Genomic DNA, 26,720 nt, shown 5'->3' with positions numbered 1-26,720 from the left:
CCTCTCTATTACATCCGGTTACTCACGGTTATACCGAGTTTCTGCTCGACATAGTCCCTGCAGACCATCAGACTGTTCAGAGGGGTGCTTGTTGATTGATCAATTTCAATGGTCATCCAGCCGTCGTATTGGATTTCTTCCAAAAGACGAACAACAGCTGGGAAATCAATAGATCCAAGCCCCAGTTCGCAAAAAATCGGCAGTGCCTCGTCCCCTGACAAAACAGGAAACTTAGAACGATCCGGTTCATCCGGAGTCACGTCTTTGATATGCATATAGGCAATCCTATCCTTGTATCGCCGCATCACAGAGACTGGATCCATACCCGCCTTCGTTAGATGGGCTGTATCTGGACAAAAGAAAACGAAGTTCGGGTCCGTCATTTCCATAATGGCATCGAGTTCGTTTTCATCTTGAATTTCCGTATTTAGATGCGGGTGCACGCAGGCTTTCACACCTAGATCGTAGCATCGTTTGGCTGATTCATTAATTGCTGTTGCGGCGGTCTTTAAATCCTCTAACGTCGTACCTCCCGCTGTTCGCGGTCCTCTTGGTCCAAGTACGATCCGATCGCTGCCGTTCTGAGCGGCAAATCTAGCGACACGCGTATTATATGCCACTGTTTCATGGAATTGCGAAGCATCGCTGAATCGGCCCCCACCGTATAATGCGGACAGAGCAAGACCATATCGCTCGAACAACGCTTTGAACTCATGAATGCGATCTTCGTATTTCAGTGCGATTCTTGTAAAAGTTTCACAAGCTTGGAAGCCCAGAGACGACGCTTCTTCCATCCCTCTAACGAAATCTTCTTCCCACGTAATTAAGTGGCAGGATACTTTCATCTTCAACACCAGTACTCCTCCTTTTTACCCATTGGGAGATATCCTAACTTTATCCTATTTATTTCTGTATAGGGATGGTATTTTATATGGAAATATGTCATTTCATGAGTAACCTTCTTTGGCATATAGATGATAGGTTTTCCAGATAGAAAACCCTGTTTTAGCATAGAAATCGACTTCGGACGTCCAATCTATGACCATTAAATGATGATTCCGTTCCTTTAATACCCGCATGCCTGCTATAAGAACGGCTTTGCCGTACCCACAACCACGATATGGAGCCGCAATGCCAAGTGGACCGATGCCACCGCATGGTTCTTCAAAGCATGGACTCCAGAATTGATTCCCGGCTAGTATGGGAGAATACTCGTCATTAATACGGCAAAAACCAATAATCTTACCCAACTTACGTAACAGGACAAATTCTCTGCCTATCCCTCCTGATGCATAATACCTGCTCGTCGTCTCTTCCCAACGCCCAGGGAAGTGTAAGCACATGAATGCGAGCAATTCTTCACGATCTGCTTCCCCAGCAACAGACACGGTAACTTCCGCCCCGACATTCTCCTCTACGAGAAACTTACCGCGAAAATCACCTAACAGGTCGTAAGTGCTTCCCCGTTGTTTGAAGCCACGGTTCTCAAACCAACGTTCCATCCCTACGTACTGGGAGGGAACTCCGGGAAAGAAATGTCCAGAATCCCCACCTAGGGCAATAGAGCTTACTCCAGCATCTATTAATGCTTTTTCAGCTAATTTTAGCAATGTGCCACCTATACCTAAATTTCTATAGTAAGAATCAACGAGTAGCACTGATATATAACCCACACCGAATCGCTGAACTTTGCTTATGACAACTCCCACCATAAAGTCGGAAGATTCTTGCTCAACGACAAAAGAACCCTCCGATAAAAAATCCGGGTGGTTCAAACTGTTTTGATGCAATAGACGAGTGCGGAGCGGAAAATCGCTCCCTATCTCCCGATTCCACAGCTTACAAATTCCTTCCATATGGCTAGCTCTTAGCTTTACCGTTCGCATTTCCAACCTCCTCATCCTTAATTTAGCCCGGTTTGGGATATTTCTAAGGAATGACGGTACTCCGTCGGAGAAAACTTGAAATACTTCTTGAATACTTTAGCAAAATGAGCGTATTCATTGTAGCCGACTGCATAGGCAACCTCGTACACCTTATTGTTCGGATCACTCAATAGCTCGATCGCTTTGTCCATTCGCAATTTGGCTATATATTGGGTGTAGCTAACTCCCACTTCTTCTTTGAACGACTTACTGAAATATGTAGGCGACATCCCTGCAAGTTCAGCTGCGTTCATCATGGAAAAAGATTCGTTCGAAAAATTCTGATTGATCTGTTTCACGGATTCCAACATATTTTTGTGCGAACCCCAATTCCGAATATGTCGGATTTCTTCCATCGCACATTGTAAAACCAGCTTAATATGTCGCTCCAATAGCTCAGCTTGACCGTTCCATTCATAGTCGGGTAGCGTTTTCAACTGAATTCTGTTTCCGCTCAGACCTGCTATTTCCGCTTGCAGCAAGTAAAACAAGTGAATATACATTTCCTTGAGTCTCGCTGAGTTTGCTCGATACGTCTGCAATCGTTCGTGTATCCCTTCAAGCTGCTCCCATACAGCGGTCACGTTGAGGACCCACATGTGCTTCGCCATGGACTCCGCTTCTACTTTACACACAGCAATCCATTCACTCCGCTCAACGATGCCTTTACGTTCATTGCCGAGTTTCTTCTCGGTTAAAGAAAGCACTCTTAGTACTTCGTCAACATCAAGAGGCTTAAGCAGATAATCGGAAACGCCATGCCGGAGTGCCTGTTTGGCATAGCTAAAATCGCTATAACCGGATATGATAATCACTTCGGTCTGGATTCCACGGCTTACGATCTCCTCAGCCAGTCGCAACCCATCCATCACCGGCATCCGAATGTCTGTAATGACAACGTCCGGTAAGGACTCACTAATGAGTTCCAGCGCTTCTTGTCCATTCTCTGCAAACGCACTTACTTCAAATGAAGAAGTCTCCTTCTCGATGATTGTCTTTAAACTGCGTTTCACAGATGGCTCATCATCCACAATGATCACTTTATACATGCCTTTACCTCCCTGGCAATGTAATTTCCATATGTGTACCGTTCCGCCCAGATTCACGGATGTATAGTCCGTAAGGTTCTCCGAACGTAAGTCGAAGGCGGCTGTGCACGTTCCACAATCCAAGATTCTTCTCTTGAAACTGATGCTCGCGAACCATTTGCTGAATAGTGACTTCCGTAAATAATCGGTTCAATCGGTTCAACGTCTCCTCCGTCATTCCGTTCCCTTTGTCAATTAACGAAATGACGTACGCCCGATCATCTGTGAAACATCCGGATATTTTCAAATACTCCGGCTTGCGATCATGATCTTCGTAACCGTGCTGAAAGGCGTTTTCTACAAGCGGTTGTAAAATGAGACGAACGGTTGAAACTTGCATCACTTCAACTTCATCAACATCCCATTCAACGTTGAGGCCTACATAACGTTCCTTTTGAATAGACAAGTACGTCTGCATGTGCTCAATTTCTTCTAAAAGTGTGACCGTTTTTTGTGGATTTCCAACATTATAACGGAACATTTTGGCGATGGAGGTCACCATTTTACTAATCGGTCTTACTCCAGCCTCAATGGCATACGAATTCACTACCTCCAACGTGTTATAAAGGAAGTGTGGATTAATTTGCGACTGCAAGATAAGCAGGCTGGACTCCATTTGCTTGATTTCATTTTCCTTTTGTTTCAACTCAGCCAGATGTACGACTTCAATTAGCCTTTTGATCTCCGAGACCATGTTGTTAAAGCTGCCGAACAAACTGCCAATTTCTTTACCTTTATGCACAGGCGCACGAACATCCAAATTACCGTCTTCAGCTTTACGCATAAGCTTCTGTAGGAGGAGCAATGAACGTGTTAAGGAGAGTGTAAAAGTCCCAACTGCAACTAGAACCAGAACAACTAAAACTATACCAATAGCAAGCGTAAGATAACGCAGATTCATCAAGCTGCCAATTAGCTCCTCTAGCGGGAGCTCATCCACAATGATCCATCCTGTAGATTTAAGATCATCGTAAATGACTAGATTCTTCTTGCCTGATGACTGATCGATATAAAAGCCGCTCTTCTCTTCTCCTTGCAGACCAGTGTAAGTTGGAACTGCCTCATTAACGTACTTTCCCCACAAATGTTCATCCGGGTGATAGATGATTCGATTCTCCGAATCCATCGCCCAGATCAAATCGGAATTGCCTAGCTTTACGTTTTCCAGCAAACGGGGAATCACTTTATAGTTCACGTCAATGATAAGCATTGCAACTATTTTGTTTTTGGAGATATCTCGCAAATCGCGCGTGATCGTAAGCACATTCGTGGAGTTAACTTTCCGTACTCCTTCGATGTTGAAGTTTTTAAATGTCCGGTTCGATGTACGTTTCCCCTTATATTCGTTAAAAGCTTCAAGAGATCCGCGGTCTTCGTAGCTGCTAACGATCAAACCGTCATCCGAGACAATGGAGAGATTAATAATATCTGTTCGTACTGACAATATATTTAAAAATAGCTCATTGTCTATTTTTCTTTTCATAAGGTACATGTCGTAAGTGTCTGCATTATTTTTTGAATTTAAAAACTGATTCACTAATGGAGAAGTTAAAACGGGTGATGTGATGGTGCCAAGCTCCACGAAGTAGGAGTCGAGGTTGTCATTAATTTGTTCTACAATTTGACGGCTGTAGTGTATGGCGTTGTTCTCGATACTTTGGGTAGACTTTTCGTACCAGATCATGCCAGATACTAAAAAAGGGATACAGACAAAGCCAAGAACCAGGATGGCCAATTTCACATGCATCGATAGCTTCCTAATTCGGACCATCCTTATCCCACCTAGCTGCTTTTAAAACTTATTATAACATGGAAGCGTTTCATTTTGGACAACCTTTTCTCGGCTTAGAAGTTTGTAAATGAAAATACTTTGTCGGACAGACTCTTAGGTGACTTCTCCGCCGAAATGAGTTTTTGTTTCATCATCAAACATCTTGTGCAGCGTTTGAATATATAGGAAAACATCAAAGACTGACTGGTACAAATCTTCATTCCGCTGGGCATAGTCGGACGTCTGCGCCCAAAGTTGTCGTGCTTCCTCTGCCCTGCCATCTGCTCTAGCCTCTAAAGCAGATGCAAGAAGACTAATGATATCCGCATGAATTTGTAAATAATCCCATGATTTCGTAATCGTTGGATGGAGCTCAGAACCAAGATTTCTCTCCAAAACAGGTCGGAATGCGTTCACTTCCTCTTGTACAGACCGTAGTTTGTTGACTGCTTCGCTGTTGACTCTCGGCTTCTCACCTCTCATATAAGGTGGATCAAAAAGGTCTGAGATTGTTTCCAAATATGTTAAAACAGCTTCACCCTCGTCCCCGAAAGAAGCAGTGAAGTATTCTTTGGCTAATTGTCTGAAGTCCGCTTCATCGTTCCATAACGTTTTTCCAAGCACATACATGCCCAGGCCAGTCGGGAAAAAGGATCGCTGCGTTTGATCACTGATGATGCCATTTAATCGAAGCATCTTTAAATTTTTCACGTCTTGGCTGATCATATCCGCCATTTGGAAATAGCCAGGATCCAGATAATGATCCCACATATGATGATACTCGTAAGTAAAGCCATCACCATCAAATAAGTGCTGCCACTCTTTCAAGAAAGCCACATTCTCTCGAATATTCGTCGGGAACTTCAGACGATTTCGAACAAAAGGTTGAATTTCGATACCCGTTGTATCCGAGTCGTAGCTTTGGCTGTACGTCCGGCTAATGGGTGCGAACAGAAGCATGAATCGGCTTGGATTTTTCAATGTTTCGGTCTCTGGCACCCACAGTAGATCCAAATAAAGCAGGAACACGACTCTGGTGCTCAGATTTCTTTTAGTCAATTCCTCGTCCAATTCGTTTAATAACATCATATAAAAATCTGACGGCAGCGCTTTTACGCAGTTCTCACATTCACAATGGTTATTAAACGCATCTGCTAACCACAAATGCAGCATATCGATATGGGAATTATTTGCTGCATGATCAGCTGCGAATTGAACAACTAGCCTTCTCGCTTCTGGATTCGAAAAACATAAATTCGTATTCAAAGGCACACCGTGCCAAAGCTCCCGTTTGCCATCAACTAAGGCGAAAAAACGGGATTTTTCTTCATCAACCGCATAATCAACGGAATCCCAGCCTAGACAAGGAAGTCCAAGGGGTTCGCCAGTCCAACCGTGACCTACAGCATGGTAGATAAGACCACGTTTTTTTATTTCTTTTTCCATTTCGACCGTAAAAGCATCTACTTGTTCCACGGTAATGGTCTCGGGTTGTTTGTATTTGTTATGCCGATGACCATACCAACGATCAAAGAAAGTATACGGAGTCTTGAATTCCAGGAAGTAGGAATTGAAGCCTGCCTTCGGCGCCCAATGTATGTTGTCCAGCATATTTTCGATGCTGACTGCTCCCTCGATGCAAAGCCCTCTATGCCGATAGGTAGCTTTTTCATTTACTTTTACATGGATGGTCTCAAGAGCTTTCCTCGGCACATAATCTCCATCTGCTCCGGGACGCAGCCAGCGGCACCCTGCCTCTTCAAGAAACCGATACACACCAAGCAGAACGCTGCGTGGATTGGAACCGGCAATATGTCCCTTCGCTTCCTTGACATTGATGTATATAGCATCGTCTAACTCGGAATCAGCCAATTCAGGCATGGAAATGCCCATTTCACCGAACAAGCCTACCCAAAGGTAAGCAGCTCCACTCTCGGTATAGGAGGATACTTTCCGTGTATCTACTTGGTATTCGGGGGACATGAGAAGTAAATATTTGGAAAGCTCCTCAATGGCAAAATGGATTGTCGGTTGATCATTGATTGTTGCAATCGTCATTATTTTAACTTGTGCTTTGTTCAATACCATGTGCGGAATCTCCTCCTATTCCTTCAATGAGCCCACCGTGGCGCCTTTGACGAAATATTTTTGCAAGAATGGATAGACGAGAATAATTGGGCCTGTTGCAAATATGATGACAGCGGACTTCATCGATTCGACGGTGTGTTCAAGTATTTGTGATTGGTCGAACTCAAGCGAAAGTTGGCTATCTTGTACGATGCCCCGCAAAATAATTTGTAGCGGATACATTTGTTTATCTCGGATGTAAATCAAAGCATCAAAATAGGAATTCCACTCACCTACCGCATGAAAAAGTCCTAACGTAGCGAATACGGGAAGAGATAGCGGGATCGTAATTCTGGCAAAAATGCCGAATTCAGAACATCCGTCAATTGATGCAGCATCGAACAACTCAGATGAGATACCCTGAAAGAATGTTTTCATAATAATGACGCCGAACGCGCCCACTGCTCCTGGAAGAATTAAAGCCCAGTACGTATTGATCATTCCTAAGTTTTTGATGACTAGAAATTTTGGTATGAGCGGCACTGAGAAAATGAAGGTAACAATAATGAGTTTCAATATTAGTTTACGTCCTGGCATCATCGATCTTGAAAGCGAATAAGCCATCGTGGAGGTGAAAAACAAATAGGCAAGCGTCCCCATAATAGTAATGAAGCAAGTAACAGCCATAGCCCTCCACATATGGGATTGTGTAAGGATAATTTGATATACTGATGTATTAAACCCTTTAGGCCATAAGAAGACTTGATTTAATTTCACAAATTCGTTAGAACTTAGAGAAACTGCAAGCACATGCAGCATAGGAGCAAGCATTGTGAGGCTAAGCACTGTAAACAACAAACCGTTAATGAAATGAAACAATCGTTCAGATTTATAAATTGGCAATGTACAGTCCCTCCTCTCGCCAAAAGATCCCTTAGTAGATGCTCTCTCCTGTTACCCGCTTAGCTAACTTGTTCATTCCAAAAATTAAAATAAGTCCTACGACTGCTTTGAAAAAGCCGAGGGCCGTCGTATAACTGTATTGGGCTCCTTGAATACCAACCCGATAAATATAGACATCAAACACATCCGCAACATTCCGGTTAAGCGAGTTGGCATAAATCAAGATTTCTTCAACACCGGTATCCAGTATGTGTCCGATGCGCAACAGGAGCAAGATGACAAGTGTGGGCATCAAGCTAGGCAGCGTAATGTACCACATTTGCTTCCAACGGTTCGCACCATCAACAGTAGCAGCTTCATATATATTAGGGTTGATCCCAGCAATCGCTGCTAAATAAAGAATCATTCCCCAGCCAACTTCTTTCCATATCGCAGAACTGACTACAATTGCTCTGAAAAACCGGGAATCCTGCAGGAAGATGATTCTATCCATGCCGAACCATGCGAGGAGATCATTAATAATGCCTTGAGGATCAAGCAGCTGATAGAAAATCCCTCCAACGATTACCCATGACAAGAAATGAGGGAAATATAACAGGGTCTGTATTGTACGTTTGAATAGCATGTGCCTGATCTCATTCAGAAACAATGCGAGAATAATCGGTGCTGGGAAACTAAAAAACAACCTATAAAAACTGATAATTAGGGTATTTTTTAAAAGATGGTAAAAATCATACAATGAAAACATGTTCTTGAAATGCAAAAAGCCTACCCACTGACTGCCGAAAACACCTTTGAAAATGTCATACTTTTGAAAAACAATCACATTCCCAAACAAAGGGATATATTTGAATATGGCAAAATGTATTAACCCGGGCATGCAAATAAGAAATAGTGCCAGTTTGCGATTGGAACTGATCTTGTTAATTAGTAAGGGGATAAAACTTGACAGCTTCCGATTTGGAGCGATATTTTTAGTTGGTGAAGTGTTGCTCATCAGAAAACCACCTTTACTTGATTGCTCAACAGCGTATAACGTATTGTCTTGGAATGATGGAAATTAGAGATGAAAGGGGAAGTTTTCACTTCCCCCTCAAGTTGATACTCATTATTTCTTTTTATTTTTAGCATACCAGTCATTTGCTTCCTTGATCGCCTGATCTCCACCGCGTTTTTTCCAATCAGCCACGAAATTGTCAAAGCCTTTATCGGGATCAATCTTGCCAATCATAATTTGAGTAAGAGTATCCAGGAACAAAGAACCCGCAGCGAATCCTAGTTCTGGTTTTGTTTTGATCGAATCTGGCGTTGGCATGCTCATACTTGGGATCTCGAACAAGTTCTTTTCTTCGTATCCAACGCCTTTTTTAACCAACTCAGGATCTATTACGCCTTCTCTTTTAATCACATCAGGATCCATCCGTGTATCGCCAGACGGATTCACCATTGTTTGGTATTGCAGCTTTTCATTCGCATTAGCAGGTAGCTTAGGATCCCAAGTAATTTGACCGTTGGCTTCTGTGTAGTTACGGTCTTTAATACCGTAACGGAAGAACGTGTCTTTCTTCGCGTTATCCGAGTAGGTCCAGTCAAGGAATTGGATAAAGCGCTCTGGATTTTTCGCGTTTTTGGTCAGAATATACACTTTGGCGATGCCAGTTCCTTTTGGTCCGAGTATATATTTGCCATCGGCTTGTTTCACACCTGGCAGCAAATCGATTTTCGCGCTTTTACCAGCAAATTTATCTGGTGTCCAACTATTTAAATTCCGCAAATCGTGACTCCAAGTCGCAACTTTATCGTCTTGAATCGCTTTCACCCAATCCGCGTCTTTCACGTTAATAAAGTCTTTGTTAATATAGCCTTTATCGTATAACATTTTGTAAAACAGCATAGCTTCTTTCATTTTCGGATTAATAATATCCGGGATGAATTGGCCGTTTACATCGTGCCAAACAAGCGCGCCATTTTCACCTGGTGAAATACCTTGAGCATAGAAGAAGAAGTTACTGAAACCAAACAATCCCCGAATTTCATAACCGACTTCGTCATTTTTTCCATTGCCGTTCAGATCAGTCGTTTTCACCTTTTCGAAGAAAGCAAGATACTCTTCCATCGTCTCAGGTTGTTTCATGCCTAATTTATCGAGCCAATCCTTACGGATCAGAAGTGCTTGAGGGTTGATTGGTGTTAATAGTTTCGGAATCCCGTAAATTTTGCCATCTTTGCTCAAAGCGGGAAGTGTCCAAGTCGCTTCTGGAACTTTCGCCTTAATATTTTTTCCGTATTTATCAATTAAATCGTTCAATGGAAGAAATATGCCATTCTCCACCGCAGTAGCATGTGCAGAGTTAAGAATGGAGTCCGATGTTACAACTTCTGGAATGTCACCAGACGCGAAACGAACAGTCACTTGCTGTGTATAATCGGCCGATGGGATAAATTCATACTTAATCGTAGTCGGCTGACCTGAAAATTCGGAAAATAATTTTGCCATTTCCGTGTGATACGGATCTTCTTTTGTCGCCGTCTTGGCGTATGCGTAACCACCATCGTTGGATATAACGTTAAACGTTGCCTGAACCTTAGGTGCCTCTGTTGCCTTGGATGTTTCTGTTGCTGTTGCTTTAGTATCTGTAGCTGAAGGCGCATCGTTAGAGCTACATGCTGTAAGCAATACGGAAATACTCATCGTGACTGTGAGTGCTGCGGGTAACCACTTTTTCATGCGTTTTCCCCCTTTACCTTGCTTCATATTGGCTATAATTAAACGTTATACGTTTCTTCTAGCTTATAAGAGATATAGACATTCGAATATGGAAGAAATAGTTCATGTTATGTGCTTTTATGACTTATTTACTATATTTACTTCTCTTTTGGAGCATGAAGCCTTTCCTCTGCTTCTATAACCGCACCTAGAATTATCCATTCATTCTCCGGTACGAAAGGTCCACGATACCCGTGAAGGACGAATGCCTCTGCTTCGTATCCGCCTTCATTCAATATTTGACGTGTAGGAATATAGGTAGGAACTCCGTTGCTATAACCTAGTACCATTACGTTCATAGATGAAAACCTTCTTTTGATAGATATGGCATATTGAGAGGGAATCTCACCTTCCAACGCTATCAGCCTGAACCAATTTCCCAAACCCCATACTGTAATTGTAAAAGGAAGTACTTGGCGCACACTGCCCTCTTTAATGGCATCGACAGTTCGTCTGGCCGCTCGTCTTCTATAATCAGTTTTCGTTTCGTCCTCTACGATGGCGAGCATTTCAGTAAGTCCCCATGGCTCTGTGAAAAGTCTTACTCCCACCTCAGCTGTTAGCGTAGCTCCTGTAAGCTGTAGAGCTTCACACTTGGACATCGTCTGTTTTACATCTTCCGCCAATTCCACTCCAGCTTCTCGCATTTCTTCTACCGTGCATGATTTAAAGCGGTCTCCGATTACGGTTTTCAGCGGTTTTATGTCCGCGCCGCAGCCCTGTAAAAAGATCGCAATGCTATCAGGAAACGACGCTTCCAATTCCGTGCATGCTTGACCAACAAACTCCGCTGAAATCTTATTTGGCCCGATACAGGTCGGATGACATCCGTAGCTGAACAATAATCCTTTAAGATCACCCAGTGAATCCAGCAATTGGAGCACAAAAAGGTCTTGATCTGTATCCACTTGGAAATTCGGCTTGAACATCAAGCCATCTTCCGTCATGAGCCGTCTACTTACTCCTGCTTTAGAAATCCCTTTAAACAGTTGAAGTGTGCCTTCTGAAAGGTTTTCCGAACAATGTTGCACTAGGCTGACTATGGTATCGCGAATAAATCGAAAATAGCGGATATCCTCTGTATACTCGATATCCTCGTCCTTCTCCGGCCATTGCTTCTGGCCAAGACTGTACCCGCCTCTGCGTCCTTCACTTGCCTCTCCTGTCAAAAATACAGAGCAATGTGTATGGGAAAAATTAATCAGCACTTGCTCGGCTTCTAATCCATAGCCTTCTCGTAAAGCTTCCTTTATACCTGTTACAAAGCTGCGATCCCCGCCAAGTGCATCCAAAGTAATCACTACTAGCGGATCCATGCTTTCAAGCCAAGCAACTTTAACGAAGATGTCATCCAGCACCCCTTCGCTCTTACGATCCCTGGTTCCGAAGCCAGCTAAAAATACAGGAGTATCTGGCGTAATGCTTTGTTTTGCAACCGCGAATTTCAAATGTTTCAACTCCTATTTACATAAGTTAGACCTAATCAATCACTTAACTTAATAGTACTGGCAGCGATGAAAAAGAAATATGAACATTAGGTAAAAATCATGTGTTTTTATGACTATATCCAATAAGTGAATTTTATTGATTTTAAGAATAAACGCCTCCACAATTGATTTCGCCATGAATTAATAAAAAAACACATATACAGGGCACTCCATTTCCTCTATATCTAGAGATGCAGGGAACCTATTTCATGGAAAGGAGGCCTTAAGTAAGGAAGCAGAGTTTCAACAATACAGCTAGTTTCCAAGGTCAAGGTTTCAAATGTGCCAATTACCCATTGGTCGGATGTATATCAAGTATGTAGTCATCGTATTTTTTTATACTGACTGCCATCAAGAGATGATTGCATCTGGATGTCCCGATCACAAATCCGGAAATGGAGTGTGAAACGGTGATGAGTTTGATATCTTTCAAGATGTTTAAGAAGTCCGTAATATCTGCTGCTGTTACTCTTCTAACTGTTGCTTCAGCTGTCCTAACTCTCCCCCCTCAAAATGCATTCGCTGCATCCGAATTCACAGTAAATACAGGTACCGTGCTGCAATCCGATTTTATCGGCAGTGGTACGGAGTATAATCAGAACTTATACGCTGCGATCAGTGCAGCAGACGGGATAACAACCGGTAATGTTGGTCTGTTGGAAAGTAAAGTAAGGGCGCTAGATTCGCAGATCGTTCGAATCTTCTACGATTCCAGAGGCGAAGATACCGTCACTTATCCGGATTATATGACTTCTTTCGAGCAAACTGTGGCATTGGCACAAAGCTCTGGTGCTGAAATTAACATCACCTATTGGCATGGTCCTTACACCAATATCACGACGCAGATGCAGGCTTTTGCCAACGAGTTGTACCGTCTGAAAGTTACGTTAGGTTATTCCAACGTCAAGTACGTAACGATTCAGAACGAAGTCAACTCGACCTCCATTACGCAAAGTGATTATGAAACATTCTACCGAACTCTGAACACGCAGCTGACATCGCTAGGAATTAAGAGCGGCATCAAGTTTATCGGTGGCGATCTTTTGCTTACTAATCAACAATCCTGGTTCGATTACATGGATGCCCACATGACCGATATCCTTGATGGTTACTCCATTCACATTTACTGGGATTATGATGATGTTCAGTATGGAATAGATCGTCTAGATGGCGTCCGCACGATTATTAATGGTTTATCGGCAGCTGGGCAGAAGCCGGTGTACATCATGGAGTATGGGGTACGCGGTGAGAAAACCACTTGCACTTACGACCCAGGTTGCTTAAACGGCACATCTACCCCTATCGGAGATACCGTAATCAGCGCTTATGAACATGCTGAATTTACAATGAATGCAATGAAGAGAAAGTTTGTTGCCCTGACGAAATGGGATGCTTACAAAGCGAAGTATGATAATGGTACACAGTACCACAGCGAAATCGGCAGTGGAACAGATGGCTACCCCTTGAAGCCGGTGTATAACGCAACGCGGTTGTTCACACACACGGCTAACAGCCACTGGAATCTCGTGAGTGTAACAGGATCGGTTAGCGGCAAGATTGTGAATGCGCTCAAAGATCCAAACTCTAGTAATTTGGCAGTCTACGCACTGAACGACACTGGTGCTGCGACAACCATCTCATTTAACGGAGTTGGCGCAAATACAGCGTTCCGATTGTTCGTTTGGAATGAGAATGGTGATGGAGGTATTACGGATAAAGGTATCGTTTCGGCTGACTTTATCGGACATATCCAAGTTCGCCTAAATTCGCAAAGTTTTGCAGCATTTACGACGCTGAATGTTACCGACTTGGAACGTCAAGCTTATTGGAAGTTCGATGAAACCAGTGGTGCAGTTGCGGCTGACGGCACGGAATATGCTCGTAATGGCACTGTGGTAAGCGGTGGCGGTTGGATCGGTGGCAAGATTAGCAATGCCTTGGATTTCAACGGTTCCTCCACTTATGTGACTACTCCGCACATCTTGAACCCAGCTTCCCCATCGAACTATGGCGCATTTAGCGCTTCGGGTTGGGTGAGACCGGACATGGACACAGGACTTTCACAATACATCCTCCAGCAGGACGGAACCAATGGTAAGGTCTGGTTGTTGCGTTACCTTGACGGTCGCCTTGAAACTTTCCTCGGCGGTATTGGAACGTTCTCGACGGGCACAATTCCGCTCAATGTGTGGACACACGTTGCCGTGACTTATGATGGCACGACGGTCCGCCTGTTCTTGAATGGTGTACAGGATGGTACTCGCACGATCGCAATGAATTCTGAGCCTATTGGCGGAATGATCATTGGTGCAAGTAAGACTCTCGGCAACCTCTTCAACGGTGGTCTTGACGAAGTTTCCATTTACAACCGTCAGTTGACCGCGAATGAGATCAGGGACCAGTACAATAGCACTTGGTGGAAGTTCAACGAGGCTTCCGGTACTGTAGGCAGCGACTCCGCAAGCTACAGCCAAGCAGCCACCTTGATTAACGGAGCTACCTTCGCTGCAGGTCGAGTTGGTAATGCCCTTTACTTGGATGGCGTGAACGACTATGCTACTACTCCTAACGTTGCAAATCCAGGCACTAGCAGCTTCACTGCAACTGCTTGGGTGAAACATGATGGTGCTGCCAGTACTGCAAAATACGTATTACAACAAGATGGTACAAACGGTAAGATTTGGTTGTATCGCGATAGCACAGGCGTTGTCGGAACCTACCTCGGCGGGTTACCGCTAATCGGTACTACAAACATTCCAATTAACCAATGGGTCCACCTTGCAGTAACGTACGATGGAACGACGGCCAAAGTCTACATGAACGGTATTCTGGAGAATTCCGCTGCAAGAACCGTCGCCTCCGAAGCTAGTGGGATGATCATTGGCGCAAGCAAAACTTTCGGGAACCTTTGGAAGGGTTGGATCGATGATACGCAAGTATACAATCGTGCACTAAGTAGTACCGAAATCTCGGATCAATACGAGCTGGGACGTTAATTCCAGTAAAAAAGAGCAGCTGCCAGCTTTTCTCGGCATGCTGCTCTTTCCGAATATCGTGAATTCATTGTATACTTTTCGACTCCTTACTCCTCATCTGTTAGCCTTACCCTTTTAAAGCACCCGCCTGCAGCCCGCTGACAAAGTATTTTTGCAAAAATAAGAACATGACGATAACCGGCGCCAATACGAGTATAAATCCGCCAAACAGCAAGCTTAGATCTGTCTGACCTAGGTCTGAGAAAAACTTGTACAAACTTAATGTAACCGTGGGATATTTATTCGATGTTAGTAGGACAAGGGGCAACAACAGGTCATCCCAGATGTGTACGAATTGGAAAATAAATAGAGTGGCGCTGATCGGCTTCATCAGCGGAAAGACAATTTGAACGAATAGACGGATCGTTGAACAGCCTTCTATCTTGGCGGCCTCCTCCAGCTCAATGGAGATTCCCCGGATAAATCCGACAAACATAAAAATGCTAAACGAGGAAAGCACCCCGATATAAACAGCGGAGATGCCGAACAAGTTGTTATACAGATGAAATTTTTTCAAGACAAAGATAAGAGGGATAAAAGCCGCCTGAATCGGCATCAAAATGAGCGAAACGTAAAACCAATAAACGGATTGAAAAAACCAATGATTGATTCTAGCGATGGCGTACGCGGCCATTGCGGAGAAAAAAATGATATACGTTAAACTTATCATGGCAATGGTAAAAGTAACGGCATAAGCTTTAAGTATTTCCATTGCTTTAAATGCTCGAACAAGGTTATCCAGCCCGATACTGAAATCTGGGAAAGACAATGGGTGCTGTTGAATTTGATTATTAGATTTCAGCGAATTGACCGCTATTAAATACAAGGGGATGCTGTATAGAAGAGCAATCAGAAGGACGGATCCTTCGAACAGTCTTTTTTTCATTCGCGGATTCATTCGTAAGCCCTCCCTTCATATTTCTTGGTCACGACGACGAACAGCAGCGTAATTGCAAGTACAAATATGACCAGGACGCAGGCTGCCGCCATTCCGTAGGCCAAATCAAGCGATTGAAAAGCGTTTCTGTAAATTCGGATCGCGAGTGTCTCGCTAGCACGTGCAGGGCCTCCCCCCGTCAAGGCAAACGGCAGGTCGAACAGCTTGAGCCCAGACGCCAACCCGATCAGGGTGTTTACCGTAATACCGGGTGCAATCATCGGCAGGATGATGCTAAAAAATTTTCGGCTGGGCGAAGCCCCATCCATGATGGCCGCTTCTTTTATCTCGTTGGGAACGAACTGCAAGGCAGCCAAGTAGACGATCATTATCGGCCCCGTCAGCTGCCAAACCGCTACAAGGATGATGGTGTAGGCCACAAAGTCAGGCGAATCAACCCATAAAACTTTTACCGGTTTTCCCATTAGACTGCTGAGGATTTTGTTCATCAAACCATTATTCGTGTCCAAAATATAGCCCCACACGTACGCCCCTAAAACGATTGGAAGTAGTTTAGGAAAATAAAACAACGTCCGCATCAAGTTTTTCGTCTTGAATGCCTGGTTCACAGCGAGAGCGAGCAGCATACCGATAACATTCGTCAGCAAGGCGATGGCGACTCCCATCCAAAGTGTACGATACATCGTCTTGACGAAAGACGCGTCCGAAAAAATTCGCTGATAATTTCTGAAGCCGATAAAACGGTACTCCCCCAGTCCGTCCCAATTTGTAAAGCTGTAGTACATGGTTTGAAATACGGGGATGAGCATAAACGTGACAATCATGACCGAAATAGGAAGCAAGAACAGAATGCCGATCCAAAACGTTTTGAGGTTTAATGATCCTTTGCTTCTCATGTGCGCATTCCTCCAAACTATTAGCAAAAAGGAGAGAAACATGAAGTCTTCCCTCCAACCGAAACATCGGTTTATTTTTTAATTTTATCGTTGTATTCCTTGATCCACTCATCTGCCGCCTTGTTCACATCGCTGCCGAATGTAACGCCTTGCGCCGTCTCAGCCAACTTGATGAAAACCGGGTTCGTCATTGGTTTCAGGTTGGCGAATGTAGTGACTCTACCGGATTTCAGCCAGTTTTGCGTATCGGCAAATACCGGTGAAACCTCGCCAATGCCAGGCATCGCCGACATGTTTTGTTTGGCCTTAATAATCTTGGCGAAATTTTCTTTGCTATAGAACCAGTTCATGAACGTTTTGGACTCTTCCAGATGTTTCGACTTCGCATTTATAGTCAAACCGTCCTCAATCGTATATACATAGCTATTATCCTTATCTGGCGCATAAGGCAAGTTCATGAAGCCCCATTTGAAGTTCGGGTTATTCTGCTCGATATTTGGCGTAGACCACGTGCCACCAAGCACCATAGCCGCCTGGCCTTTTGCAAATGCTTGAAAACCTTGTTCTATGGCATAGGTATAGCTACCGGTCAGCACGTATTTATTCAACTTATTGAAGCGGTCATAACCTTCCAACAAGACATCCCTATATTTTGTCCAATCTACTTTATTGTTTAGATAGGCGGTCTGGAAATCCTTATCCGTTAGCCCTTTATTCCCGAAAGTCCAGTGGAACACGTTACCGATTGCCGTCGCCCATTTGCCGGCGTATACAAGAAGCGGTACGTTCTTCGCTTTAAGCTTTTCTCCGGCATCCATCAATTCCTCCCAAGTTTGCGGCGGCTTCGAATAGCCAATGGATTCAAAGAGGGAGATGTTGTACGCGAAACCCACGAAGCCAAGACCAGTTGGAAATTCAGCCATTTTCCCGTCCACAGTAACACCTTTGCGAACATCCTCCGAGAAATTTTTGGCTGCTTCCAACTGACTCATATCATATAGATAACCCGCCTTGTTAGACAGTGCGGTCAACTCGTGTAGCGCATTGAGCTGGTAAATGTCCGGCATTTCAGCCGTCGTAATCATCGTTTGCAGCTTAGCATTTCTTTGATCGGCGGGAAGAGTCTCCAGTTCCACATTAATTTCAGGATGGATTTTCTTGAACTCATTGATCATGCCTAATACCATATCTCTATTGACAATTAAACCTTCAGCGATCTGCATTGTGAGAGTAACTGGTTCCTTCTTCGCCTCTGGCTTGGAGCTACTTTGCGGCTTTTCAGATACGACAGCGGTCGATTCATTGCTTGAGCAACCTACAGCCAACACTAGCAGCAGTGAACAGATGACACCCCATGAAATAGATTTACGGAACACATGCATAACCTCCTTTTATATATTATTTTAATTATAAAAGGCATTCCTATTTCGTCCTATCCTACGGAATTTGCATATCATTCGTACAGATTTGCTGAGAAACATCATCTTGCTTCATTATGATATACGTACCCACGCTAGGGACACTGCATAAATGAATAGTTGCATTGTCAGATAGAAGCAAAAATCGTTGTACTGTCACGTATAGCCCTGTTCCCCAATCTTTCAACTCGTCTACGTTATCCCGGGTCAACTGCAGATCGATCGGCTCCGGAAAGCCTCGTCCGTTATCCCTTACTTCAATGCAAAGTCTGCCGGCATCCTCATAGACTTTTATAAGCAGTTTAGCATTTTGGGTTATTTGATCGAACCCGTGAATAAATGCATTCTCGATTATGGGTTGTAGAATGAGCTTATTCACCTTGAAGGACATGATCCGGTCCTCGAATTCAATCTGAACGTCCACCCGCTTGCCAATCAGCTGCTGCTGTAAAAAGATATAATCCCTCAACCATTTGAGTTCTTCTGCGCATGTCACTTTCTCCCCGGGACGGGTCGTCGTATACCGCAAAATAACGGACAGCGCTACGATCAAATCCGATGATTTATCTGGATCTCCCTCGTATACACGGCATTGGATCAAGTCGAGCATATTATAGATAAAGTGAGGGTTGATTTGCGACTCCAGTGACTTCATCTGGAAATAGAGCTTTTCCTGATATTCCTTCTTCTGATTGTCGAATAGACGCTGAATCTCTGTCGTCATTTCATTGAAAATATCACATAGCATCCCAAGCTCGTCAGTTGAATATTTTCCAATTTTCACATGAAAATGACCTTCCTTGGCTTTCACCATCTTGTCTGCCAATATGTACAGAGGCTTTAACTGACGAGTTACAAATCCGATAATCATAGCCAGCATGAGGAGGTTAGCAATGACAAATAACCCGTTGTTTTGGATTAGAGGTACGATGTAACTCCGTGAAAGACGCTCACTAGAGAGATAAGCCTTGACTTCCCAGTTGTAAGGTTGGATCGTTTGCTTAAATATATGGGAACCATCCACCGGGATACGCTCCGTATGGTCATTCGTATAAATGGGCTTCTCTTGCGAGTCAGTCACAACCGTTTTGATCAATTTGTTATCTGAAGGCGACTTTAGTAATTGGTCGAACATAGAGGTATTTACGGTTATCAAACTAACTCCCAAGGGCCGCAGATCAATCGGGCTGCGAATCACTTGACCAAATGAGATGTAAGTGGTAGGATCATCCTCTTGAAAAAAGGATCTATGTGCCGAGAATACTGAATTGACTGGACCGTTGGCTTTAATTTGTTGAAACCACGGTACTTCCTTGTAGGATGATAAGAAGTTTGAAACATGCACTTGAGCGGATTGATTGGAGCGTTGATAAATAATATTGCCTTGCATGGAGAGGTAGGTAAACATGATCTGAGCATTCATTTGGCTGAAGAATTGATTGCTTAGTTGAGCAAATACCGCGTTCACATAGGAGTCATTTGTTGGAGAAGGGTTGTCCGCTAACAATTTCAACTTATTGAAGAGCAAGTTATCGCTTTGATAATCCCTGTAAATGGTGTCGTTCATTTTCTCGATGGAAACGAGGTTTTGACGAAGAGATTGTATGGATTCTCCGAGTATCGTTTCATACTGATGGACAACAATCCCCCGAGTGATGCTTAGCCAAGAGCGAAACAGTACAATTTCAAAGAATAAGAGAGGAATCGTAATAAAAACAATAAAACCAATCACAATTTTTTTACGGAGGGACGACTTCATATGGGATGGATATAAGGATTCCCTCATATCGAAAACTCATTGGGTATACTAGACTTTTGTTTGTATTCCGAAGCGGACAAACTCGTTTGTTTACGAAATAGTCGGCCAAAGTAGGTGAAATTGCTAAAACCAATCATTTTGGCGATGTCGCCGATTTTCATTTCTGTTTCGTCCATAAGGATTTTAGCAAGATGGATACGGAAACTGTTCAGAAATTGAATGAAGTTCATCCCTACTTTTCTAGAGAATATGCGGCATAAGTGACTCTCACTGACATGTAATCTCTCAGCCAAACTGTTCAGCGTAATGGCATGCATATACTCCGTGCTAATTATTCTTAGCACCTGTAGGACGATCTCATCCGTAATTTTCTTCTCTTGAATCAATAGGTTTAACTGCTTCTCTGCATATGCTCCCAGAGGATATTGAGGAAAACCAAACAAAGTTGCCGTGCTGGCTGTAATCAATCCGATTCGCGCATCCATATCATCCGCCAGCCGTAACAGCACCTCTTCAAGAATAGAATTGGATATGGGCTTCAATAAGTAATCGAACGCACCGCTGCGAATAGATCGTTGCGTGTACGGGAAATCGGAATAAGCTGATAAAATAATGCATTTCGTTTGCAGCTTCTCTTCCTTGCCTAACCGCTCCAATAGCTCTAAGCCATCCATAAAGGGCATGCGAATATCAATAAAGGCCGCATCCGGCCGCGTTACTTGAATCAACTTCAAACCATCCAAACCATTGTACGCCTTACCAACAATCTCATAGTCATTGTGAAGTCTCGAAATTCGTTTGGCCAATACATTGCACAATTCTTGTTGATCTTCCACAACTACAATTCGCATACAGAGCACCCCTTTCCCGATAGGTCAAATCTGGATACTACTGAAAAAGTTGAAAAACGGAGCCAGTAATCTCGCTGGCTCCGTTTCTGTTGCTATTTTATACCTAACCGCTCATAAATCTTATCGAGATTATTCACTGCTTGGGTTTTCACATCTTTATACAAATTCCCACCATAGCTGTCCACGGAAACGAGCAGTGGACCGAAATCTTTAACTCGCAGTTTCCAAATCGCTTCCGGCATTAAATCTTCCCACCATACATCTTCAATTTCTTCAATCTGTGTGGTTTCCAGCGCTGCTGCTCCCCCTACGATGGAGAAATAAACACCGCCCACATTGACACAAGCATTTGCACCAGGTTCAAGCATACCCCCTTTTCCGGTAATCGCCTTAACGCCGAATCGTTCGAACAAACCTTCTACAAAACGATCCATTCTCGTACTTGTTGTTGTACCAATACATACCTTTTCGTACTTTCCATTTTCCAGTTTCTTGACACCTGGAGCTGTATGAATGGTTACGGCTCCTCTAAGTTGTGGTATTAAATCTTCCGGCGGATCAATCTTATGATCAAACATCCGGATCAGGTTCGCATCGCGAATACCGAAGATATGTCCGTTGACTGTAACTGTGTCTCCTACACGAAGCTGTTTAACGAATTCGTCTGTCATTGGCGTTTGAAGTTGATGATGTGCCATGGGATTCTCCCTTCATTAATAACTAATGACAACCGGTTGACTATCTTCAAAGGTAGCTCTTATTCTGCGTGCTGGCCAGCACATCATATTGACAGCAACCGGATTCATCGTTATATGAGTATCAGCCGTTTCGATATGAACGGCTAGCGCTGTCACAGCTCCTCCCAATCCATTCGGACCAATGCCTGTCAGATTGATCGCATCTAGCAGTTCTTCTTCAAGTGCCGCGATGGTCGGATCAGGATTAGGTTTACCAATCTCTCTTGCAGCAGCTTTCTTGGCCAATGCCGTACAGAGATCCGCCGTACCGCCCATACCAACACCTACTAAGGTTGGAGGACATGGATTCGCTCCTGAATTAATTACGCAGTCAATGATAAACTTTTTCGCGCCGTTAAGTCCTTCTGCCGGATATAACATTTTGAGATAACTCATATTTTCAGATCCGGATCCTTTGGGCAGCGCCATCAACTCGATGGACGATCCTTCAACAAACTCCCAATTGAGCACTGGAACTTTCTTACCAATAGCAGTTCCTGTATTTTTACGAGTAATCGTATCACATACACTTGAGCGTAAAGGATGCTCTAGGGTGGCCCTTTTCGTGCCTTCACGAATGGCTTCTTCCAGTCGGATTCCATCGAAACGAACATTTCTGCCAATTTTAATGAAAAACACAGGTATGCCCGTATCCTGGCAAATCAGCATATTTTCTTCATCCGCTACATCAATATTTTTTAAGATTGTACTCAAAATTTGTTTCCCGGTTGCATAAGTTTCTTTATCATAAGCGCGTTGTACGGCGGCCCGAATATCAGGAGGAAGATCTTTTAAAGACCGAATATAAATTTCTTTACATGCGTTCTCTATTTCCTTATACGTTTTTTCCTCGACTTGCCAGCTCATTTGCATGTTGCTCATTCCCATACCCCCCTCAGTTTTGTTAACCCATGGTCATAATTTTAATTAATGCAGCCCCACCCCAAAGGGAAAAAACAATTCCGACTGTCATCAAACCAACGCTCCAACGTTTAATTACACGTCTGTTACTTGTATAATCAAGCACGATATTGCGGACTCCGTTTAACCCATGAAATAACGAAAGAGCAAGCAAGCTAAAATCCAAGGCGATATACCCGATTGTACGTAAACGTTCTATTAAATCTGGATAACTTGGATGTACATCGGGATGAGCATAATGCGAGTTCCACATATGAATCACGATTAAAAAAATAAGTGCAACACCCGTGACTCTTTGAAAAAACCAAGTAAGAACATTTCTTCTTATTTTAGATGTCGTATCCATGGATATATCTCCTTCCTAATTAGGTTGGGGTTTGGTTAAAGGAATGCTCGAATAAACAGCCATATAAATATACCTATAGCAAGACAACAAATGAGCGCAAACAACTCTTTCTGTCTTTTCACAAAAATACCCATATCCAATAACACCAATCGAATCCCATTTAATGAGTGGATAATAACACCGGCAAGAATGATTAAATCGAAAAATAGAAAGACAGGATTATGAAATAAAACTTGAAATACTCCTTGAAAAGCGTCCTCCCCCATAAACATCGCCGTTCCCATCGTGCCAATATGTGATAGTAAATATAGTAATAATCCTACTCCGGAAATACGATGAACCAGCCAAGCTTTCATCCCTACGGAATGGCGTCGCAAGACATCTACCTTGTGAATCTGGGGATCGACATCTACTAATTTATGATCCTTCGTTATTTTAAATTCCGCCATTTGTTTCACCCTTTCTAAGGGCCTTCTTTAGGAAAGCCTTCATCGTAAAATTAACCTGATTAACTTGCAGCGAACTTAACTCTAGCAACTTCACCGAAAATTTCTTCAGGCTGCACATGCGTAAATTCAACAGGATGAATTTCCGTCTCAGGGCCTTCTTGACCTTGCTTCATAAAAATATTTTTGTACCAATTCTCATTATCTGTTACCGGACAATCCGTACGGAAGTGGGAGCCACGGCTTTCTGTCCGCAAATAGGAAGCTAATGCGATCATTTGTCCAATTTGCACGATGTTTTTAACATTCAACACTTCATGCCATGCGAGATTATAATCCCTTACCCCAGCTACGCTAATTCGATTCACACGTTCAGCGTATTCCGCTAACTTTTCAATGGCAATTTGGAGATCAGGGCCATTTCTTACGAGTCCTACTTTCTCCCACATCAAGTCACCAACTTCTTTACGGAGTTGAAAAGGGTTCTCACCTTTTTCACGTTTGAAGGGCTGCATCATTTGGTCAACAAAAATATCAACTTGGCTTTCAGAAACTTTATGGCGTTTTACTGCCATCACATATTCAGCTGCAGCATCTCCTGCTCTTGCTCCGAACACTGTGGAGTCAGCTACTCCGTTTCCTCCAAGACGATTCGAACCGTGAATCCCACCCGCATCCTCACCGGCAACGAACAGCCCGGGTATTCCGCTAAAGCAATCCTTATCAATGGTGACTCCACCCATGTGGAAATGTCCAGTAGGACTTACATCCACAGGCTCCATACTTAGATCGCGACCAACATCTTTGCATCGATCGACCATGCCTGGGAACATTTGCAACACTTTTTCACGCCCCAAATGAGCAACGGATACTTGTACACCGCCCAAACGAGTCCCGCGTCCGGCCATAATTTCCATGTAGGCTGCTCGTGCAACACGGTCCCGCGTCGAACGTTCCATACGTTCCGGATCATACTTTTGCATAAATCGTTCACCGAGTGAATTATAAAGGTGGCCGCCAGCGCCACGTAATCCTTCCTCTAATACGCCGCCATTCAAACGCGAGTTCTCGGCTAGCAGACCCGTTGGGTGGAATTGCATCATTTCCATATCAATGAAATTAGCCCCCGCCCGATAAGCCATTGCCATGCCGTCTGCGGCTTTTTCCAGAGATGGAGCAGCAATTCGATACATGCTTGCTCCGCCGCCAGTTCCGATAATGACAGCCAAAGACTCTACCACTATAAATTTTCCTGTACGTAAATTTAACATTAAACACCCGGCAACAACACTTTGATCGTCGTTATATAAAAGCTCAACAGCACGTACTTCATCCCAGCAAATGACACTTTCCTTGGCATAAAGTTGATCTCTGAGTCGATTAATAATCTCAATTCCCGTTAAATCTCTTCTATGTACTGTGCGGTCAAACGATTGTCCAGCAAAAGCCTTCTGATGTATCGTTCCATCCGGATTACGGTCAAAAAAACAGCCCATCTTCGTTTCCAACTCACGAATTCGTTTGGGTGCATCGCTGACTAGCGTCCACGCTAATTCCTGGTTGTTGATCATACCGCCGCCTTTAAGTGTATCTTTGAAATGCATATCGAGGGAATCGTTTGGATTCAGAACGACATTATAACCGCCTTGAACCATACGGGTGCATCCGCTTTTCCCGACCAATCCTTTGGCAGCTACAATAATCTTCAATTTTGGATTGCGGTCGTATGCGTGATGGGCAGCAAATAGCCCCGCACCTCCACTGCCAAGAATGAGAATATCACATTGGACACGTTCCATTATTTGCTACCTCCTTTTAATGCAGCGGTAACCGCGCGTGATTTCAATTTTTGGATGGACCAAGTTGGAGCTAGCTTTTTCGGACAAACTTCCATGCAGTTGAAAAGAGTATGACATCGGAGAACGCCATCCTCACTTGCAGCCACTTCCATCCGCTGTCCAGTCCCTTGATCCCTTTCATCCGCAACAAGTGTATAAGCGCGATTTAATGCGGCAGGACCGATGTAGCTATCGTCTAACGATACTAAAGTACAAGCTGAATAACAGGCTCCACAAGTAATACAGTCTATGTTTTGATCAATAATTTCACGGCTGCCCGAATCTGGGGGAATCACAGCAAAGTCAGTTTCCGCTTCAGCAGTTGGTACAAAATAAGGTTTGATCCGCTGCCACTGTTTAAAGAATGGATCCATATTCACGGCAAGATCTTTAATGATCGGCAAATTCCTTAGTGGGCGCACCGTAATCTCCGAGCCAAGCTTCGCAATTTTCGTTCGACAAGCGAGTCCTTCTTTATTATTCATGATCATTCCGCAAGAACCACACATGCCAAGACGGCAGGAACAGCGAAATGAAATCGATTGATCCTGTTCGGTTAGAATAATAAATAGCGCATCCAACACTGTCATATTCTCTTTCGCATCCACGGTATATGAGTCATACCTTGCCTCCGTATCGACATCTGGATGATAGCGAAGGACTTTAATTTTCACATTTGCCATATAGATCCCCCATTTCAAAATCTATTTGCTTTTCCATTGTATTCAATCGTTATAATTTGTATTATAATGTTATAGAACGATTCGTCAATCATTAATTTTCAAATGAGGGGGCTGATATTTTATATGATAGATCGCACTAGCCACATCAGTATGTATGCTCAAATAGCAGCAATTCTCGAGTCTGCCATTCAATTAGGTGAGCTTCAACCTGATCAGAAGATTCCTACTGAAGCAGAGCTTATGGAAACATACAATGTTAGCCGTATGACTTCCCGGCAGGCTATTGAAATTTTGCATGAAAAAGGATTAGTTGTCAGAAAGCAAGGGAAAGGAACTTTCGTCATTGGTCCGATGCTGAAACAAGAGTTAGGCGGCATGGAAGCGTTTTATGATTCTTTCTTGCAAAAAGATCTTGTACCCAAGCTTCTTGAAATGAAGGTTACCGATACACCGGATGATGTTGTGAGCATTTTGGGGGAACAGTTTTCACAATCCCTTTTCTTAAAAAGGATGTACTATCGCGATGAAGAAATCTTTGGTTTCAGTCTGATGTATTTACCAGTGAGTCTAGCTTCCACCGTAACCTGGCCATTGGCCGAACAAAATGCCGGCTATACACTGCTCACTAAGCATGGAGGATTTTCTTTGAAAAATGCCAGCCTGACCATACGAGCCCTTTCTGCCAATAAAGAACAAGCTGAACTCTTGAAAATTTCGGTCAAAGATCCATTGCTCCAGTTGTCGCGAACTAGCTTCACCCAAGATGAGCAGCCTATTGAGCATATCAAGCTTTATTTGCGGTCTGACTTATGTGAACTGAACATGAATGTGCCCGGGAATTCATTCTTGGTAGATGGGATTAGAAAATAGGACAAATCAGCAGC

At 43.5% G+C, this 26,720-nt stretch carries 22 protein-coding genes; 2 read left to right on the top strand and 20 right to left on the bottom strand.

What is annotated here, in order from left to right; all coding sequences use genetic code 11:
* Positions 1 to 8: 8 nt before the first annotated feature.
* The 9 genes from AC58QO_RS16135 to AC58QO_RS16095 form a co-directional block, all read right to left on the bottom strand.
* Positions 9 to 845 carry a sugar phosphate isomerase/epimerase family protein gene (locus tag AC58QO_RS16135; RefSeq protein WP_497267513.1) on the bottom strand — a complete coding sequence of 279 codons (837 nt, stop codon included), beginning with the start codon at positions 843 to 845 and terminating at the stop codon, positions 9 to 11.
* A 102-nt stretch (positions 846 to 947) separates the two neighbouring features.
* Positions 948 to 1,886 (bottom strand): GNAT family N-acetyltransferase, encoded by a 939-nt coding sequence (locus AC58QO_RS16130; RefSeq protein WP_497267151.1) that lies wholly within the window; start codon positions 1,884 to 1,886, stop codon positions 948 to 950.
* Positions 1,887 to 1,903: 17 nt separating this feature from the next.
* Positions 1,904 to 2,974, bottom strand: coding sequence for a response regulator transcription factor (locus tag AC58QO_RS16125; protein ID WP_497267149.1), 1,071 nt, complete (start codon positions 2,972 to 2,974; stop codon positions 1,904 to 1,906).
* Positions 2,975 to 2,978: 4 nt separating this feature from the next.
* The gene (locus AC58QO_RS16120) at positions 2,979 to 4,784 is read right to left on the bottom strand and encodes a sensor histidine kinase (RefSeq protein ID WP_497267147.1); all 1,806 of its coding nucleotides are present in this window, start codon (positions 4,782 to 4,784) and stop codon (positions 2,979 to 2,981) included.
* 114 nt (positions 4,785 to 4,898) lie between these two features.
* Complete coding sequence (locus tag AC58QO_RS16115) at positions 4,899 to 6,872, bottom strand: DUF4838 domain-containing protein (protein WP_497267145.1); 1,974 nt, start codon at positions 6,870 to 6,872, stop codon at positions 4,899 to 4,901.
* A 15-nt stretch (positions 6,873 to 6,887) separates the two neighbouring features.
* The gene (locus AC58QO_RS16110) at positions 6,888 to 7,754 is read right to left on the bottom strand and encodes a carbohydrate ABC transporter permease (RefSeq protein ID WP_497267143.1); all 867 of its coding nucleotides are present in this window, start codon (positions 7,752 to 7,754) and stop codon (positions 6,888 to 6,890) included.
* A gap of 31 nt (positions 7,755 to 7,785) precedes the next feature.
* The gene (locus AC58QO_RS16105) at positions 7,786 to 8,502 is read right to left on the bottom strand and encodes an ABC transporter permease (RefSeq protein WP_497267511.1); all 717 of its coding nucleotides are present in this window, start codon (positions 8,500 to 8,502) and stop codon (positions 7,786 to 7,788) included.
* A gap of 360 nt (positions 8,503 to 8,862) precedes the next feature.
* Positions 8,863 to 10,482, bottom strand: coding sequence for an extracellular solute-binding protein (locus AC58QO_RS16100; protein WP_497267141.1), 1,620 nt, complete (start codon positions 10,480 to 10,482; stop codon positions 8,863 to 8,865).
* Between the two features lie 137 nt (positions 10,483 to 10,619).
* Positions 10,620 to 11,969 carry a hypothetical protein gene (locus AC58QO_RS16095; RefSeq protein WP_497267139.1) on the bottom strand — a complete coding sequence of 450 codons (1,350 nt, stop codon included), beginning with the start codon at positions 11,967 to 11,969 and terminating at the stop codon, positions 10,620 to 10,622.
* 452 nt (positions 11,970 to 12,421) lie between these two features.
* On the opposite strand from AC58QO_RS16095, the gene AC58QO_RS16090 reads away from it, so the two are divergent.
* Positions 12,422 to 15,004, top strand: a complete 2,583-nt coding sequence (locus AC58QO_RS16090) for a LamG domain-containing protein (RefSeq protein ID WP_497267509.1) — start codon at positions 12,422 to 12,424, stop codon at positions 15,002 to 15,004.
* Positions 15,005 to 15,110: 106 nt separating this feature from the next.
* On the opposite strand, the gene AC58QO_RS16085 is transcribed toward AC58QO_RS16090, so the two are convergent.
* The 11 genes from AC58QO_RS16085 to AC58QO_RS16035 form a co-directional block, all read right to left on the bottom strand.
* On the bottom strand, positions 15,111 to 15,941 hold the full coding sequence (locus AC58QO_RS16085; RefSeq protein WP_497267137.1) for a carbohydrate ABC transporter permease: 831 nt from the start codon (positions 15,939 to 15,941) through the stop codon (positions 15,111 to 15,113).
* On the bottom strand, positions 15,938 to 16,837 hold the full coding sequence (locus AC58QO_RS16080; RefSeq protein WP_497267135.1) for a carbohydrate ABC transporter permease: 900 nt from the start codon (positions 16,835 to 16,837) through the stop codon (positions 15,938 to 15,940). Before AC58QO_RS16080 ends, AC58QO_RS16085 begins: the two co-directional genes overlap by 4 nt.
* 71 nt (positions 16,838 to 16,908) lie before the next feature.
* On the bottom strand, positions 16,909 to 18,213 hold the full coding sequence (locus tag AC58QO_RS16075; protein ID WP_497267133.1) for an ABC transporter substrate-binding protein: 1,305 nt from the start codon (positions 18,211 to 18,213) through the stop codon (positions 16,909 to 16,911).
* Between the two features lie 61 nt (positions 18,214 to 18,274).
* Complete coding sequence (locus AC58QO_RS16070; protein ID WP_497267132.1) at positions 18,275 to 20,041, bottom strand: histidine kinase; 1,767 nt, start codon at positions 20,039 to 20,041, stop codon at positions 18,275 to 18,277.
* A complete protein-coding gene (locus AC58QO_RS16065) occupies positions 20,038 to 20,865 on the bottom strand; it encodes a response regulator transcription factor (RefSeq protein WP_497267130.1) in 828 nt (275 codons plus the stop codon). Before AC58QO_RS16065 ends, AC58QO_RS16070 begins: the two co-directional genes overlap by 4 nt.
* Positions 20,866 to 20,957: 92 nt before the next feature.
* Positions 20,958 to 21,563, bottom strand: coding sequence for a FumA C-terminus/TtdB family hydratase beta subunit (locus AC58QO_RS16060; RefSeq protein ID WP_497267128.1), 606 nt, complete (start codon positions 21,561 to 21,563; stop codon positions 20,958 to 20,960).
* 15 nt (positions 21,564 to 21,578) lie between these two features.
* Positions 21,579 to 22,484, bottom strand: coding sequence for a fumarate hydratase (locus tag AC58QO_RS16055; RefSeq protein WP_497267126.1), 906 nt, complete (start codon positions 22,482 to 22,484; stop codon positions 21,579 to 21,581).
* A gap of 22 nt (positions 22,485 to 22,506) precedes the next feature.
* Complete coding sequence (locus AC58QO_RS16050) at positions 22,507 to 22,869, bottom strand: succinate dehydrogenase/fumarate reductase transmembrane subunit (protein WP_497267124.1); 363 nt, start codon at positions 22,867 to 22,869, stop codon at positions 22,507 to 22,509.
* A gap of 35 nt (positions 22,870 to 22,904) precedes the next feature.
* Positions 22,905 to 23,318, bottom strand: coding sequence for a succinate dehydrogenase, cytochrome b556 subunit (gene sdhC / locus AC58QO_RS16045; RefSeq protein ID WP_497267122.1), 414 nt, complete (start codon positions 23,316 to 23,318; stop codon positions 22,905 to 22,907).
* Positions 23,319 to 23,377: 59 nt separating this feature from the next.
* Positions 23,378 to 25,114 carry an FAD-binding protein gene (locus AC58QO_RS16040; protein ID WP_497267121.1) on the bottom strand — a complete coding sequence of 579 codons (1,737 nt, stop codon included), beginning with the start codon at positions 25,112 to 25,114 and terminating at the stop codon, positions 23,378 to 23,380.
* Positions 25,114 to 25,836 carry a succinate dehydrogenase/fumarate reductase iron-sulfur subunit gene (locus tag AC58QO_RS16035; RefSeq protein ID WP_497267119.1) on the bottom strand — a complete coding sequence of 241 codons (723 nt, stop codon included), beginning with the start codon at positions 25,834 to 25,836 and terminating at the stop codon, positions 25,114 to 25,116. The genes AC58QO_RS16040 and AC58QO_RS16035 overlap by 1 nt, the downstream gene beginning before the upstream one ends.
* Positions 25,837 to 25,959: 123 nt before the next feature.
* On the opposite strand from AC58QO_RS16035, the gene AC58QO_RS16030 reads away from it, so the two are divergent.
* Positions 25,960 to 26,706 carry a GntR family transcriptional regulator gene (locus AC58QO_RS16030; protein WP_497267117.1) on the top strand — a complete coding sequence of 249 codons (747 nt, stop codon included), beginning with the start codon at positions 25,960 to 25,962 and terminating at the stop codon, positions 26,704 to 26,706.
* The last annotated feature ends 14 nt before the right edge of the window (positions 26,707 to 26,720 follow it).

It is taken from the genome of Paenibacillus sp. J31R30 (assembly GCF_059692115.1).
The sequence above is the reverse complement of the archived record's forward strand: the minus strand, read 5'-3'. Positions and strand labels throughout refer to the sequence as shown.